General features: G+C 33.8%; 12 protein-coding genes. 3 read left to right on the plus strand and 9 right to left on the minus strand.

Going from position 1 to position 14,284, the window contains the following annotated elements; all coding sequences use genetic code 11:
* Positions 1-17: 17 nt before the first annotated feature.
* The 4 genes from AB674_RS20235 to AB674_RS20250 all read right to left on the minus strand — a co-directional run bounded on the left by AB674_RS20235 (position 18) and on the right by AB674_RS20250 (position 3,669).
* Entirely contained in the window at positions 18-1,085 is a 1,068-nt protein-coding gene (locus tag AB674_RS20235; RefSeq protein WP_047779105.1) for an efflux RND transporter periplasmic adaptor subunit, read from the minus strand.
* Between the two features lie 10 nt (positions 1,086-1,095).
* A complete protein-coding gene (locus tag AB674_RS20240; RefSeq protein WP_047779106.1) occupies positions 1,096-2,430 on the minus strand; it encodes a TolC family protein in 1,335 nt (444 codons plus the stop codon).
* A gap of 10 nt (positions 2,431-2,440) precedes the next feature.
* Positions 2,441-3,040, minus strand: a complete 600-nt coding sequence (locus AB674_RS20245) for a TetR/AcrR family transcriptional regulator (RefSeq protein WP_047779107.1) — start codon at positions 3,038-3,040, stop codon at positions 2,441-2,443.
* A gap of 107 nt (positions 3,041-3,147) precedes the next feature.
* On the minus strand, positions 3,148-3,669 hold the full coding sequence (locus AB674_RS20250; protein ID WP_047779108.1) for a YceI family protein: 522 nt from the start codon (positions 3,667-3,669) through the stop codon (positions 3,148-3,150).
* Between the two features lie 269 nt (positions 3,670-3,938).
* Between AB674_RS20250 and AB674_RS20255 the strand changes: the two genes are divergently transcribed.
* From AB674_RS20255 to AB674_RS20265, 3 genes are read left to right on the plus strand one after another with little or no spacing between them, the layout of a single operon-like run.
* On the plus strand, positions 3,939-4,913 hold the full coding sequence (locus AB674_RS20255) for a polyprenyl synthetase family protein (protein ID WP_047779109.1): 975 nt from the start codon (positions 3,939-3,941) through the stop codon (positions 4,911-4,913).
* Positions 4,914-4,953: 40 nt separating this feature from the next.
* Positions 4,954-5,682 (plus strand): hypothetical protein, encoded by a 729-nt coding sequence (locus AB674_RS20260; protein ID WP_047779110.1) that lies wholly within the window; start codon positions 4,954-4,956, stop codon positions 5,680-5,682.
* Positions 5,679-6,032 carry a hypothetical protein gene (locus AB674_RS20265; RefSeq protein ID WP_047779111.1) on the plus strand — a complete coding sequence of 118 codons (354 nt, stop codon included), beginning with the start codon at positions 5,679-5,681 and terminating at the stop codon, positions 6,030-6,032. The genes AB674_RS20260 and AB674_RS20265 overlap by 4 nt, the downstream gene beginning before the upstream one ends.
* On the opposite strand, the gene AB674_RS20270 is transcribed toward AB674_RS20265, so the two are convergent.
* From AB674_RS20270 to AB674_RS22905, 5 genes are all read right to left on the minus strand, one after another.
* Entirely contained in the window at positions 6,029-7,141 is a 1,113-nt protein-coding gene (locus tag AB674_RS20270; protein WP_053004344.1) for a zinc-binding alcohol dehydrogenase family protein, read from the minus strand. The two genes, AB674_RS20265 and AB674_RS20270, sit on opposite strands and share 4 nt — an antisense overlap.
* Positions 7,142-7,145: 4 nt before the next feature.
* The gene (locus AB674_RS20275) at positions 7,146-10,280 is read right to left on the minus strand and encodes a lantibiotic dehydratase (RefSeq protein WP_047779112.1); all 3,135 of its coding nucleotides are present in this window, start codon (positions 10,278-10,280) and stop codon (positions 7,146-7,148) included.
* 18 nt (positions 10,281-10,298) lie between these two features.
* Positions 10,299-12,458 carry a peptidase domain-containing ABC transporter gene (locus AB674_RS20280; RefSeq protein ID WP_047779113.1) on the minus strand — a complete coding sequence of 720 codons (2,160 nt, stop codon included), beginning with the start codon at positions 12,456-12,458 and terminating at the stop codon, positions 10,299-10,301.
* Positions 12,451-13,605, minus strand: a complete 1,155-nt coding sequence (locus AB674_RS20285; RefSeq protein ID WP_047779114.1) for an HlyD family secretion protein — start codon at positions 13,603-13,605, stop codon at positions 12,451-12,453. Before AB674_RS20285 ends, AB674_RS20280 begins: the two co-directional genes overlap by 8 nt.
* 398 nt (positions 13,606-14,003) lie before the next feature.
* A complete protein-coding gene (locus tag AB674_RS22905; protein ID WP_165579401.1) occupies positions 14,004-14,153 on the minus strand; it encodes a class I lanthipeptide in 150 nt (49 codons plus the stop codon).
* Positions 14,154-14,284 lie beyond the last annotated feature (131 nt).

Raw genomic sequence — 14,284 nt, forward strand, 5'->3', positions numbered from 1 at the left:
TAGCTTATTGCTTTAAATTATTTAATAATCTCGACTGTATTTCCGTCTTGTAAGTTAATTTGACCTGTAGTAATTACAGTTTCACCGTCAGACAATCCGTTGATAATTTCTACCTGATCACCCAAAATTCTTCCAGCCGTAACTTTTCTTAATTTTGCAATACCGTTATGCGCTACAAAAATCTCATTACTGCTCACACTTCCAACAAATGCATTTCTAGGTACAACCATTAAGTGTTGTTTTTGTTGTTTGGATGCAAAATTTGCTGTTCCGTACATACCTGCTTTTAAATCGTTGTTCGAGTTATTTGCGATTTCAATTTCAACAGGAAAGTTTAAAGAAGCATCTGCTTTTGCAGCAACAAAAGTAATTTTTCCTGAAAACGTTTTATCCGGATAAACACTGGCTGTTACGTTTACATTGTCTCCATTTTTCAAACTTGCTACTTGGTTTTCGTTTACCGTAACCGTCAATTTTAATTTAGAAACATTTACGATATCAAACAATGCTGTTGCCGGCATACCTGCTAAGATCGAACCCGGTTCAATATATTTTTTATTGATAAATCCGTTAATAGGGGCTTTTACTCTTGTATCACCCACATTAATTTTTGCTTCTGTATAATTAGAGTGTGCATTGGTTAAAGCCAATTTTGCCTGATCCAATTGTTGTTTTGTAACACCACCGGTTTTAAAAGCATTTTCGTATCTGCTGTAATCTGATTTTGCATTTAAATAAGCTGCTTCAGCCGTTTGTGCATTTACATTGATTACATCTCCTCTTACCGTTAGTAAAGTTTGACCTACTCTTACGTAGTCTCCTTCTTTAGCCAAAACACTGATTACTTTTCCTGATTTTTCAGCAGAGAAAGTCAATTCCTGAGTTGGTTGGAAGTTTCCGTTTGCCACGAAATCCAACGAAACTTCTTCTGTTTTTACAGGAGTTACTTTTACTGAAACCGCTGCATTTTTCTCTGCAACAATGTCTGTTTTAGCTTTATTCTCCTTCTTATTATTATTTAAGACAAATCCAATCAGAGCTAATGCTGCAATTATGATTACGATAGTTATAATAGTTTTTTTCATTTGTGTATAGTTATTTAATAAGAGATTTAAGTTCGCCTTTTGATTTGATTAATGCTACTTCGGCAACTTTGTAATTTAAAACTGCTCTGGTATAATTGTTTTGCGCTTCCAGTGATGCATTTTCAGCATCTAACAAATCGGTCAATGATGCCAATCCCTGAAGGTAATTGTTTTTTGTGTTGCTCAAGATCTCGCTTGCCAATCGCATATTTTCTTTCTGATTTTCGATTGTTACAAGGTTATTCTCAATTTGAGTTTTTGCGTTTCTGTAATCTAAGTCAAGAGAAAGACGTGTGTCTTTAATATCTTCCTGAAGTGATCTGATATCCACATCTGCCTTTCTTACTTTAGCACGGGTACCGAATCCTGTAAAAATCGGCACTTTTAAATTCACTCCGATTGCTGAGTAATCAGACCAGTATACTCCATCTCTAGGTTTTGCAAAAAGAGGCATTTCCGGACCCTGACCAATAAAATTATAGCCTGCAACTAAAGAAAGTGTCGGATAGTACTCTGCCATAACCGCTTTCTTTTGAAAGGTTAACAATTCTTCTTGTTTTTTCAAAAGCAAATATTCTGTTCTGTTGGCCATATTTGGCTCTTCTGTCAAAGCGTGAATCGTAACTTCGAATTGTTCTTGTGGAATTTCGATTTGAGTTTCGATAGGCATTCCCATATAAAACTTCAATGCGTTTTCCTGTAACTGAACCTGATTTAAGATTTGCTGACGTTCTGTACTAATGTTTGACATTTTTACAATAATCCTGTCTAAATCGATCTTTTTAGCAAGACCGTTATCAAACTGACCTTTAACAATATCACGTACTTTAGTCGTATTTACATAGTTACTGTCCAATAAAACCAATCTTTCGCGTTGTACATAAACAGAATAATAATTGTTTGCTACTCTTTCAATTACCTGCTCTTCTGTTAATTGATCGTTGATCTGATAAAATTCACGAGTAGATTTTGCTGCTCTCAATCCTGTAAAAACAGATTGATCAAACAAAGCCTGAGTCAAAGAAATTCCGGCTCCCGAAGTCCATTTTTGACCAAAAGTAGCTTGAATAGTCGTTCCCGGTTGTCCAAATCCTGCTCCGTCGATCACACTTGTTTGTAAGACTGGGTTATAAGTTAAGTTTCCATTTCCTGTAATCTGAGGCAAGGCTCTGGAACGTACTTCCTGAATTTGATATTCACTTTTTTCAACCTCTAATTTAGACTTTTTAGCGTCGGCTTTATTCTCAAGCGCGTAGGTAATAGCCTCTTTTAAGGTTAGTGTTTTGACTTGTGCGTTGGCACTTAAGCCAATGGAACACAAAAATATAAGAATGATTCTTTTCATAGATTGATGATTAAGTAGTAAATTTTTTAAGTTGTTTTTCTAATTCGACAATGCCTTCTGCTGTTGCCATGGCTCTGGTGTGATATTCCAAAGCTTCTAATTCTATGCTTTGTGCCTCTTTTTCTGAGACTGTATTTTCGTTGATATGAAAAATCAAAATGTAATAGAATTTCACATATACCTCAACATTTAAATCTGCTCTGTATAAATTCTGCTCGATTCCTTTTGCAATATTATCTCTGAACCATTGACTGCACAAATCAATTTCCTGACTCATTATATTATGGTATATTTCCGGATAATGTTTTTTTAACTGATAAATAGGGGAAGAATCAATATTGTTCTTAAACATCTCACAAAACATTTCTCTGATTTCAAAATTCTCATGAATTGCATTGTGGTTTTTTGCTACTATAGAATCAATAATCTGATGTACTTGTGTATGAACCAATGAAGTACTCTCTTCTATTAAAACCTCTTTATTACAGAAATACTTGTAGATCGTTTTTTTAGAAATACACATTTCCCCTGCAATATCATCCATAGTAACACTTTTAAAACCTAGTTTTAAAAATAATTCACTTGCTTTTGATATGATTTTCTCTTTCATTTTAATTTTCAAATTGTACTACAAATATAATTTGGAAACTTTTATTACGAAAATAGTTTCCAATAAATTTGTAATAATTTTACATTAATTTGTTCACTATATAACAGTTATATACTAAATTCTAAATTGGCAATAAGCTTCATATCTTTTCCCAATGCCAAACCTCCGTTATGGTTAAACGAATTATAATCTAACCCAAAATCTTGGCGTTTGATGTTTCCGGTAATTTCAAAAGCGACTTTCTGTTTACCATCATAAGAATTAACTCCAATAAACTCAGCATCAAGCTCTACCACTTTCGTTACATCTTTTATTGTCAGATCTCCTTTGAAAAAATTAATATTATTACTCACTCTCTGAAAAGAGGTCGATTTAAAACTAATAATTGGATGTTCGTTTACGTTAAACAAATCATTCAACTGTAAATGGGTGTCCATTTGCTGGAAACTATCATTTCGGTTGTTTATATCCAGAAAAAACTCAACAGAAGCATCTTCAATTTCATTGTTTTTAAAATCTACATAACCGTCAAATTTGTTTGTAGTTCCTCCTAAGTAAGCAATTATCGAATGTCTCATTTTTATTAAAACATCTGATTGACTAGAATCTATGGTCCATGTTGTTTTCATAAATACCTGATTTTACTGTGTTAACACATTACTCGAACTCCTACGTGGAAACTTTTATAGTTTCCTGAGTTTCCGTATCTGCGGTGCAAATATAAACAGGAAACTTTAAACACCAACAAAGTTTCCAAGTTTTTTTATATTTTTTTTGATGTATTGTGCATTACCTGCTCCAAACGCTGTTTTTAATGCATAATTCCTTTTAAAATTTAAGAACTAATTATTCATAATTGAATTGTATCTTTGGACTTCGTAAATCAGAATTTCATTTTATGCACGATATTAGTCAGTACCAGGATTTCTTTATTAGTTATTTAAACAAACAAAGCATCAATAAAGAACCCAAAGATCTTTATGAACCCATTGAATATATTTTAGGTCTTGGCGGAAAACGTATGCGTCCTGTACTTACCCTAATGGCGGCAGAAGTTTTTGATGCCGATTACAAAACAGCACTTCCGGCTGCTATGGCGGTTGAAGTTTTTCATAACTTTTCGCTGGTTCATGATGACATTATGGATGATGCTCCTTTACGAAGAGGAAAAGAAACGGTACATGAAAAGTGGAATCTGAATACCGGAATTCTATCGGGAGATGCCATGTTAATTCTGGCGTATCAGTATTTTGAACAATACGAGCCGACGATTTTCAGAGACCTGGCAAAATTGTTCAGCAAAACCGCTCTTGAAGTTTGCGAAGGACAACAATGGGATGTTGATTTTGAAAACAGAACCAATGTAACCATTCCGGAATACCTTAAAATGATTGAATATAAAACAGCAGTTTTGGTAGCCGCTGCCATGAAAATGGGGGCAATTGTGGCCAAAACTTCTGAACAAGAGGCAGATTTAATCTATGACTTCGGACTTAACTTAGGACTGGCCTTTCAACTTCAGGATGATTTTCTGGATGCTTTCGGAGATCCGGAAACTTTTGGAAAACAAGTTGGGGGTGATATCATAGAAAATAAAAAAACCTATTTATACTTAAAAGCAATAGAATTCTCCTCTAAGGAAAGAGCTTTGCAACTGCAAAATTTGTTCGGCTTACAACTTGACGACAATACGGCTAAAATTGAAACAGCGAAAGCCATTTTTAATGAATCGGGTGCTTCAAAAGCAACACAGGAAGCGATAGAAATGTATACTTTTAAAGCTTTTGAAACTTTAGAAAAAATAAATATCAGCGCAGAAAAGAAAAACATTTTAAAAACCTTTGGCGAAAATTTAATGGGCAGAAAAGTGTAGCTTTTAAAAGTAAAAGCTGCTTTTTCAATACAACGATCTGATGGACAAAATAGAAGCGGTTATTTTTAATTCCGAAAGAAATGATGCAAAACTGCAATTCCTTTTTGCATTAGGTTTTCCGTTTTTTACTGTTCTGGCATTAGGGATCGATTCTGTCTTTTTTACCGAACATTATTTTGACGGCAGACAGCTGACCAACGTATTGTGCATCCTTTATTTTGCCGGTTTTTATTTTACATCAAACTCCTATTTAAGGAAATTGATGCTCGTAATGCTTGGACTTTCTTATATTGGTGAGTTACTTTTCTGTACTCTGTTAGGAATGTACTCGTACAGAACTCCGGCAATTCCTTTATACGTTCCTTTTGGACATGCCATTGTTTACGTCTCCGGTTATGTTTTTGCCAATACCGAATGGTCCATTTCTAAAGAACTTTATTTAAGAAAATATTTCCTCTCCTTTTTTGCTCTTTTATTTTTAAGTGTTGCTTTATTTTTAAAGGACTATTTTTCGTTGCTTCTCGGCATTCTGTTTTTTGTACTTTTGAAGAGAAAACGTTGGCAGAATCTCTATTGTTTTATAGCCTTTTGTGTTATATTTATAGAGCTGGTAGGCACTTATTTTAAATGTTGGACTTGGGTCCCGAATGTGTTTGGAGTTATCCCAACTTCAAATCCGCCAATGGGCGCCGTTTTTGTCTATGCGGGCGGAGATGTGCTGCTGGCGAAGATTGTAGGTGTTTGGGAAAATAAAAAGAAAACTGTATGAATTTCATCGCTCCAAAATCAACTGAGCTATTACTCCAGCAAGCCCAAACCGAGGCTTTGTACCTAAAATTAATTGAACAGATTAATAAGGATTTTAATTTAGCCAACGAAGGAATCGATTTTCCGTTAAGTATTTCTCCTGATGAAATAAAAATTCAGCTGCACGAAAAAATCTACCGCATGATTCAGTACAAATTTGCCGAATACTTGAATCTGCTGTACATTATCGATGTGTCTGAAACCGAAATAAAAAAACTTGACGGATCGGATTTGGTACTCCTGGCCGAACAAGTTTCTTTTCTAATTTTAAAAAGGGAATGGCAAAAGGTTTGGTTTAGAAACAACTATTAAACCTCCGCTTCCTCTTCGATTTCGTTGTATTCGTAGATTACCTTTCCAAATTTATCCGATTCTGTGTTAAACGACTTTAAAATAAAATCAGACAACGAATCTTCTTCTGTGAAAACGGAATCAACTAATAGTTTTTTTGTTTCATAAAATTCCAAACCCGAAACTAAATCCTGAGTTGTACCCAGACAATTGCCTATAAAACTGATATTTCGCATCATTAAATTGGCGATCAATAGGGTTAAATTGGTTGGTTTAACCTCTTTTAACTTGCCTATCGATTGATTAAAAATACCGCAAGTCAAATAACGGGCATTAATATTTAACTGAGGTAATAAAAGCTCTAAATACGTGTCTGAAAAAGAATCCAGCACCACATCTATCAACAATGTATTGGGAATATTTTTTTCTTTTACTGCGAAAATATCTTTTATAAACGGAAAATGTTCGCGTACTAATGCTATATTTTTTCCGGAATAGGATAAGCCGTAAACATTACAGTCCATATTCCAAAGCGCGTTTAATAAAAAATAAGAGGTGTTTGACGTTACAGAGGTTACCAGTACGTTATCTCCTTTTTTAATATTGGCTTTTCGAATCATGGCATTAGCCGTTTGTGTTCCGATTCCTAAAGCACCGGCCTCAACGCCTGTGAGATAAGAGGGTACTTTTACCAATTTTCCGTAATGATAAATTTCATGTTCTTTACTTGAATGATTGGACGGAATTCCGGGCATTGCTCCGTTTTCGGCCTCCGGATAGAAGCAGTTTCCGATTACCAAATCTCCAACAGACAAACTCGTAACATTTTTACCAATTGCGATTACATGCCCTGCAAAATCTGACCCGATCGGGTAAAAAGTATCGATAGTAGCCCCTTTTAATCGCTGCCAGGCATTTTCTACAATGCCTAAATCTCTGTAATTTAAGGAAAAACTAACTTTTTTTACCAATACAAAATTGGCATGTTGATCTGATTCGGCATCAAAATCAGGGAAATTTCCTTCGACAAACGCCAAAGGAATTTCCACATTATCAATACGAAGTAAGTGTTTGTTATGGTCTTCAATCTTATCAAATAAGGAAGAAGTTACTACTGCCAGTGCTCTCATATTTTTAAGATATTAATTCTGTTACTTCTTTCGTTTTCTCGTTTTTACCGGTATGAAGCTGTTTGCTGTAATATTTATATAAAAAGTCGTAAACAACCATTTCATGAATTCTGTGTTTTGTTAAAAAGATTCGGTTGCAAATCATATGAACATAACTCAACATTATATTATCCAGATGAGTTGGTAAACGGTGCTCTTTGTCTATCGCTTTTATTGCTTTTACAGGCGATACATTTTTCTCGGAACGCTCCTCCAGAATCTCAATCAAAGGCGCATACATTTCATCCATAACAGCCGGGTTTAAGAAAGATTCTATATCAAATTCATACTTTACAAACATTTCATTAATTTGTTTGTTAAGACGGCCTGAGCGGTTAAATTCTTTTCCAAAACCGGTTTTAGCTACATTAAACAATTTGATTTTCCCCTCCAGTTTTACACCAAAATCATTTAAAAAGTGATCTATAGACAATAAGGCAAACATCCATCTAATTTTTTCTCCGGAATCTCCTTCGATCATATCGGTGAATTTTAACGTACAGGCGCTGTCATTAAAAAACAAAGATTCGGTTTCTTCGATAGCCTCATAACCGTAGCGTTGTAACTCTCTCAGATAATTATCGGTTTGTGTTTTCCAGATAATTCTTGTTTTTTCAAGAGGTTCAATATGTTGTCTTATCGTTTGAATACAATCGGTAAATAAATTGCTGTTTTTTAATAAAACACGGAATCTGATGTGGTGCCCCTGTACATCGTAGTATCGGATAAAAAACCACTTCTCAATTAAATCTTTTGATTGTAATTCTTCAATAATAGGATTGATCGCTCTGTTTAGGAGTTCTTCACCGGCTCTTTCTCCACAATAAAATTTATAGTAAAGCCATTTTTCACCTATTGAAAATGAAGTCGCTACACCCTCTTGATTTTCTTTTGAAACAAATTGGTTTGCAATAGAAGTTTCTTCTTTTTTGGCAATATTTTTATGAGCGGTAAAGATGATTTCATTGCAATAATTTCCTGTAATGGTATCTTCCGCAAATAAAAATTCTTTTAATTGAATGAAAGTCTCCCCTTTCAACATATAGTAAAAAACATTACAGCTCAAATCATTATTGAAATTAATCAACACTTCATTGTCTCCCTGAGAAACATAGATCAAATCAGGAATGTTTCTTTTTTCTCTGAAATCGCGAATAAATTCAACCGTTTTAGACTCACCAACCGCTAGTATACTTTCAATTTCACTTTTAGTAATATTCCAGGTTGCTCTGCTTAAAATGGTGTCTTTGTAATTTACTCTTGGCAGAAAATCAAACTCATTTTGTAAGGCTCCCCAGCCAAAACCAAAGCCGAAAGAGTTTTGATTCTGAAGATCACACAAGAAATGATAGATTGGTAAGGCATTCGAAGCAAAATTATGGGCATTACTCAATCTCGGGATTATTTCTTTATTCAGTCTTTTTGAACGCAAAACAATTTTTCCTCCTTTTACGGAAACATACAGGTCTTCAATCTTAATCTGGTGATCGCTGTCTACCGAAGCATTTCCTAAATACGGAATTTCATATGCTCTCTGAAAGTTTCGATACAGAATGTTTCCTGTTCTTGCTTGTGGTAAATGCACAATTTCTGCTACAATTTTATCAGAATACAACTCATTTTCTATAGTTGTAACTTCATTACATAAATCCAGAATCTTGGTATCTAAATGGCTGAATCTGCCTATTAACCCATTTGCAGACGGCCCACTTGCCGTTTTTAGATTGATTTTTTCAACTCCATTTTCATGAAATACATTTACAAATGCCGAAAAACTATCCGGATATAAAGATTCATTTTCTTCAAATTTGTTGATTTCCTCATCCAACAAATCAATTGCTTGTAAATTGTTTTTTGTCGCGTGGATTAGCTTTTTTAACAGAAATGTTTTTTTAGCATCCATCGAGATCTGATTGACACCCGATTGACCTGAATTGATTAATAAATCTTCCACTAAAGGCGATTTTGCTCCTGATATTTTTCCGTACCCAATCCCGATATCCGGATCCAGAACACTTACCAAAGGTTGCTCATACTCTTCAAATCGCTCCAGGAATTTTTTTCTGAATTCTTTTAAATGGCCGTTTTCTGAACTCGATTGCAGTTTGTTTAAAACACTTAACGCCGGACGCAAATTCTTAAGCGTTTTAAAACTGATAGAACCATTCTCGATTTTTCTGAAACTGTCTACCTGAAATAATTTTGAAACATCTACATGCTCTAATTCTTCGTTTACCAACTCATGAATCTCTGTATACAAAGCTGGATCGTTACTGCTATTGGTATCGAGGAAATTGATTTTGGCTTTTAAATTAGTGATCAGTTCTTTGATTACGTCTGCTTCGTAAAAGTCAAATCGCTCTTCAGAAAGTACACGCAACAATCGCTCAAAATAATCTTCTCCGGTAATGGTAAATTCCAGTTCGGTTACAATAAACTGACTTTTAATAAGTGTGTCAATAAATTCATTGGCATCCTGCAAAGAAATCTCATCAGAAACAAGTAGTTCGGCCAATTCGCTTACTACCACTCCATTTTTGGCTTTTTCGAATATAAGCTCTAAGTAATCGCTTTTTTCAACTTCAGAAATTTTATGAAATCTTACGTTGTCTTTAAAATAATATTCAACATAACGGTATTTATCAAACACTGTGTAAATCGAATTGTTGCTGTAGAATTTTAAAACGGCTTTGATGGCATCATTGTTTACAATAACCGGCAAGAAGCTTCCTAAGAAATACATATCAAATTTGGTAAATCTTCCAAATGTGCTTCCTGCAATATTAAGATTGGTTTCTGCACTTAAATCTACCGCTGCAACTGTAGAAAACATTCCAAAAGGCGTGCTTCTGTTTGACAATCTTGAAGCATATTTGTACAAGGATCCTTTTAAGTTTTTAAGTTCTTCCTCGGTTTGAAAAGCTTCGCCTTTCTCCCACAAAAGCATTGCTTTATAAATATTTGGTGAACCTATAAATAAAGCTTCTCTGTTTTCTTTTTTAGAAAAAATTTCTTTGATTTTTTCCCAGGTAAGATCCGTTTGTTTTTCTTCAATTGGAGTTCTTACGATAGCCGTTTTTGTAAAAGAGTAATTTTTCATTTTTGTTAAATTTCCTTATTAAACAATTATATTATTCCACATTCTATAATAGTATTCTTTTTTATCCATAAGCTCGTCATGAGAGCCTGATTCGACGATTTCTCCTTTTTTGAAGGCATAAATAACGTCTGCTTTTTTAATCGACTGCAATTTGTGTGCAATCACAATAATGGTTTTGCCTTGCTCGCTCAGCTCTTCAATTAATTTTTTAATCACCAATTCCGATTCAGAATCAAGTGCCGAAGTAGCTTCATCAAGAATAAGTACTTCCGGATCTTTGTAAAGCGCTCTTGCAAAAGCAATTCTTTGTCGCTCTCCTCCCGATAAATTTGCACCAAACTCTCCCAGATAAGTATTAAAACCGTTTGGCAAAGATTCAATGAAATCGTAAGCACCTACTTTTTTACTTACTTCAATAATTTTCTCCATATCGGGATTTGATTCTCCAATAGAAATATTAAAAGCAATCGTTCCGTCAAAAAGCTCCACATTTTGAGGCACTGTAGTAATAAGTGCATTAATACTTGGTTTCGAGATGTAATTTAAGTCATATTCTCCAATAAATATTTTCCCTTCTTTTGGATTATAAATATTTTGAATTAAGGAGGCAATCGTACTTTTTCCACTTCCGCTTTCCCCGACCAATGCTGTAAATTGTCCTTTTTTGATTGTCAGATTTAAGTCTTTAAAAATATAACGTCCTAATTCATAAGAGAAATCAATGTTTTTAAACTTAATATCATCAAAGTTACTTTTTGTCAGTTGCACTTTTGATTCCATTTCCTCTCTGTCAAGATCCATTATTCCAAACAAACGGTCTGAGGCAATCATAGCATTCTGAATGGCCTGATTGGTTCCGATTAATTGTGAGGCCGGTCCCGTAAAATATCCTATGATCGAATAAAATGAGAACAATTCTCCGGGAGTAATTTCACCGTCTATCGCATAATACGTTCCTACCCATAAAAGAATGATTGTAAACAATCGGGAAATAAAATCAGTAGAAGTTCTTGCAAAAATTCCGTTCATTCCGGATTTATAGATGCTTTTCAGTAAATCAATAAATTTTATTTCTGTTCTTATTTTTGAAAAATCTTCTAAAGACAATCGTTTAACGGTTCCAATATTTTTTATCGATTCTACCAGTTGCGACTCCAAAAACGCATTTTTCTCCATTATTTCGCGTTCTGCTTTTTTATTCAACTTGTTTGCAATTAAATAAATAATCACGTAAAACGGAATGATCAACGAGATAATCAGGGCCAGTTTCCAATAGAACGAGAACATAAAAATAAACGAAAAAAATACGATTAGTACATTTACTGAAATGCTTAAAGCAGTTTCGTTTATTAAAGCGCGTATTTTTACAGCATCGCCTATTCTTGACATGATTTCACCAATTCTCATAGTGTCAAAAAACTTTTGAGGCATTGTAAAAAGGTGCTTGTAATACCCTAGAATTAGCCTGGAATCGATTTGCTGACTTGTTTTTAAGATAAAGACATCTTTTAAAACACTGTATAAAATTTGAAGCAGCAAACAACCAATAACAATAATACTCATTAGATTCAGCAAACTTTTGTTTCCACTCACCAGTACAAAATCGGTAATCTTACCTACATATATCGAAACCGAAAAACCTAGTAAAGTGTATAAAACCGCTCCGATAATGGCTTGCAACAAGATGTATTTATGAGGTTTCAGTAAAAATAATATTCTTCTGAAATTGGATATCTTCTCGTTTTTTTCTTTAAAAATATCTTCGTCAGGAATTAATATTAAAGCGTAACCTGTGAATATTTCTTCAAAATCTGCTAATGGTTTTTTTTCCAACTTACCCGACTGTGGGTCCATTACCTGGATATAGGTACTGGTAATTTTATAAGCGACAACATAATGAGGGAACTCATGCCCGTCCTTTTTTATCAGGACATGTAAGATCGCCGGTAATGGCACGTCTTTTAATCCTTCAAATCCAACTTTTACGCCTTTGGCAAGAAATCCTAATTTTACTGAAGCTTCTCTTAATCCTAATAATGTTGTTCCTTTTTGATTGGTACTTGCATATTGTCTAATTCTCGAAATAGGCAGGCTTAAATTATAATGCTCTGAAATTGAAGCTAAACAAGTCGCTCCGCAATCTGAAAAATCATGTTGTTTTATTTCTATTTTACTCATTTTTGCTATTGTAAGGATTAAACCAATCTTCTACTTTGTCAAATAATAACTGAAATGCAGTTCTTTTAGTTAAGAAAAAACGGCTTGTTAAACTCATTCCTTTTTTCAGATTTCCTTTGGCTCCATTTTTAAGGGTTAAACTATTGTATTGCAGATTACTTTTTATTTTATAGTAAGGTTCATTATTTACGATAAGGATGTCCTTGCTTATTTCGAAGATTGTTCCTCTTGCAAATCCCCATTGATTGGAATTAAAGGCATCTATTTGATAAATCGCATCACCACCTTCTTTTAAATAACCTATTTCAGAAGGATTTACATAAGTCTCTACAATAATGCTTTTATCAGGAGAAATTTCTACAATTGGGTTCCCGGCTGCGATTCCGCTTCCTTTATGAAAGCCCTGCATATTGATCAATTCACCGTCAATTGGAGCAATTATGATGTAATTATTCTCTTCTTCTTTAAGTTGTTTCTGATTGGAATGGATGCTTTTATTATCCTGACTCAACTGTGTGTATTCTTTTTGCCAGGACAATTCTGTTTGTTTGATCAGATTAATTCGGTCATTCTTAATTTTATCCAGTTCCAATTGTGCTTTTTCAAATTCCGATTTCGATATGACTTCTTTTCTGTAAAGATGTTCTTTTCGGTCAAAATCGGTTTGGGTGTTTCTGACCACGATATCCAGATTATACAATTCCTGTTGGTGTTTTAAAAGCTCTCTTTTATACTGATCGGATTGTACATGGCTGTAATTTCTGTTAATTAAATTCTTCAGGTCATTTAAGTAAACAGAATTTTCTGAGCTCTGAATCGTATTTAAGTTTTCTCTTTCTTTTAATATGTTGTGATCTATGATCAGTAACGTATCTCCTTTTTTTATTTTCTTATTCTCCTCAACATTAAAAAAGGAGATTTTACCGCTTATAGGAGAGTAAAGAGTCAGCTTCTTTTCCTGTGGGATTATCGTTCCTCTACTTGTTGTATAGATGTCTATATATATAAAAGGAAGTGAGATAAAAGCAACTAAAAGAGCCATAAACGTAATCACAAATAAACGTGATGTTTTTTTATTGTGTTTAACAATATGACTTTCAACTGTGTTGTTTAAAATCTCTTCTGGGAAAATTTCTTTATCGTTCATCGGTATCGGTATTAATTACAGGACAAATGAACCTAATATTTAAGGAAGAAAAAAATGAAAAATACCCATTTTTATAAAAAATAGCATTCTTTTTAAGTTTTAACTTATTGATTTACAGTGTATTATTTTTACTTTGGAATGATTTAGTGCTAAAGCTGTCTGAGGTCTGTTTTAAGAGCAAAAAGCATAAAAAAAAGCATTATCAGTAAAACCGATAATGCTTTTTGAAGGAGAACATGTTCAAAATTATATTGAATATATCGTCATACCGATATGATCCGGAATGTAAAAAGCTGAGCTTCCACCATCAACTTGATGCATTTAACCGACATATAATTTTGTAACTGCTATTTATTTTAATACAGCTTGTTGTTCACGTTTTGTTTTACACCAAATAATTAGTCTAAGGCTTGAGCCAATAAAAAGCTAATTACTAAATAACATGCCGGAGTGCTTCCACCGTCTACGTCATGTAATTGATTGTCATTTAATTCGATAACAGCTACTTTATTAAAAGCTAACTTGTTGATTGCATTTTGTTTTTTCATCTTTTAAATTTTTAAGGGGTTAATTACAGGGCTTTAGCCAATAAAAAGCTAATTACTAGATAACATGCCGGAGTACTTCCGCCGTCAACATCATGCAATTGATTGTCGTTTAATTCGATAACAGCTACTTT

Origin of the sequence: Flavobacterium sp. ABG (assembly GCF_001027725.1) — a bacterium.
Taxonomy (GTDB): domain Bacteria; phylum Bacteroidota; class Bacteroidia; order Flavobacteriales; family Flavobacteriaceae; genus Flavobacterium; species Flavobacterium cupriresistens.

What these genes read in the sequence shown, in the direction of transcription:
- AB674_RS20235 (WP_047779105.1), bottom strand. Translation starts at nt 1,085, where the DNA reads ATGAAAAAAACTATTATAACTATCGTAATCATAATTGCAGCATTAGCT.
- AB674_RS20240 (WP_047779106.1), bottom strand. Translation starts at nt 2,430, where the DNA reads ATGAAAAGAATCATTCTTATATTTTTGTGTTCCATTGGCTTAAGTGCC.
- AB674_RS20275 (WP_047779112.1), bottom strand. Translation starts at nt 10,280, where the DNA reads ATGAAAAATTACTCTTTTACAAAAACGGCTATCGTAAGAACTCCAATT.
- AB674_RS20245 (WP_047779107.1), bottom strand. Translation starts at nt 3,040, where the DNA reads ATGAAAGAGAAAATCATATCAAAAGCAAGTGAATTATTTTTAAAACTA.
- AB674_RS20280 (WP_047779113.1), bottom strand. Translation starts at nt 12,458, where the DNA reads ATGAGTAAAATAGAAATAAAACAACATGATTTTTCAGATTGCGGAGCG.
- AB674_RS20255 (WP_047779109.1), top strand. Translation starts at nt 3,939, where the DNA reads ATGCACGATATTAGTCAGTACCAGGATTTCTTTATTAGTTATTTAAAC.
- AB674_RS20285 (WP_047779114.1), bottom strand. Translation starts at nt 13,605, where the DNA reads ATGAACGATAAAGAAATTTTCCCAGAAGAGATTTTAAACAACACAGTT.
- AB674_RS22905 (WP_165579401.1), bottom strand. Translation starts at nt 14,153, where the DNA reads ATGAAAAAACAAAATGCAATCAACAAGTTAGCTTTTAATAAAGTAGCT.
- AB674_RS20270 (WP_053004344.1), bottom strand. Translation starts at nt 7,141, where the DNA reads ATGAGAGCACTGGCAGTAGTAACTTCTTCCTTATTTGATAAGATTGAA.
- AB674_RS20260 (WP_047779110.1), top strand. Translation starts at nt 4,954, where the DNA reads ATGGACAAAATAGAAGCGGTTATTTTTAATTCCGAAAGAAATGATGCA.
- AB674_RS20265 (WP_047779111.1), top strand. Translation starts at nt 5,679, where the DNA reads ATGAATTTCATCGCTCCAAAATCAACTGAGCTATTACTCCAGCAAGCC.
- AB674_RS20250 (WP_047779108.1), bottom strand. Translation starts at nt 3,669, where the DNA reads ATGAAAACAACATGGACCATAGATTCTAGTCAATCAGATGTTTTAATA.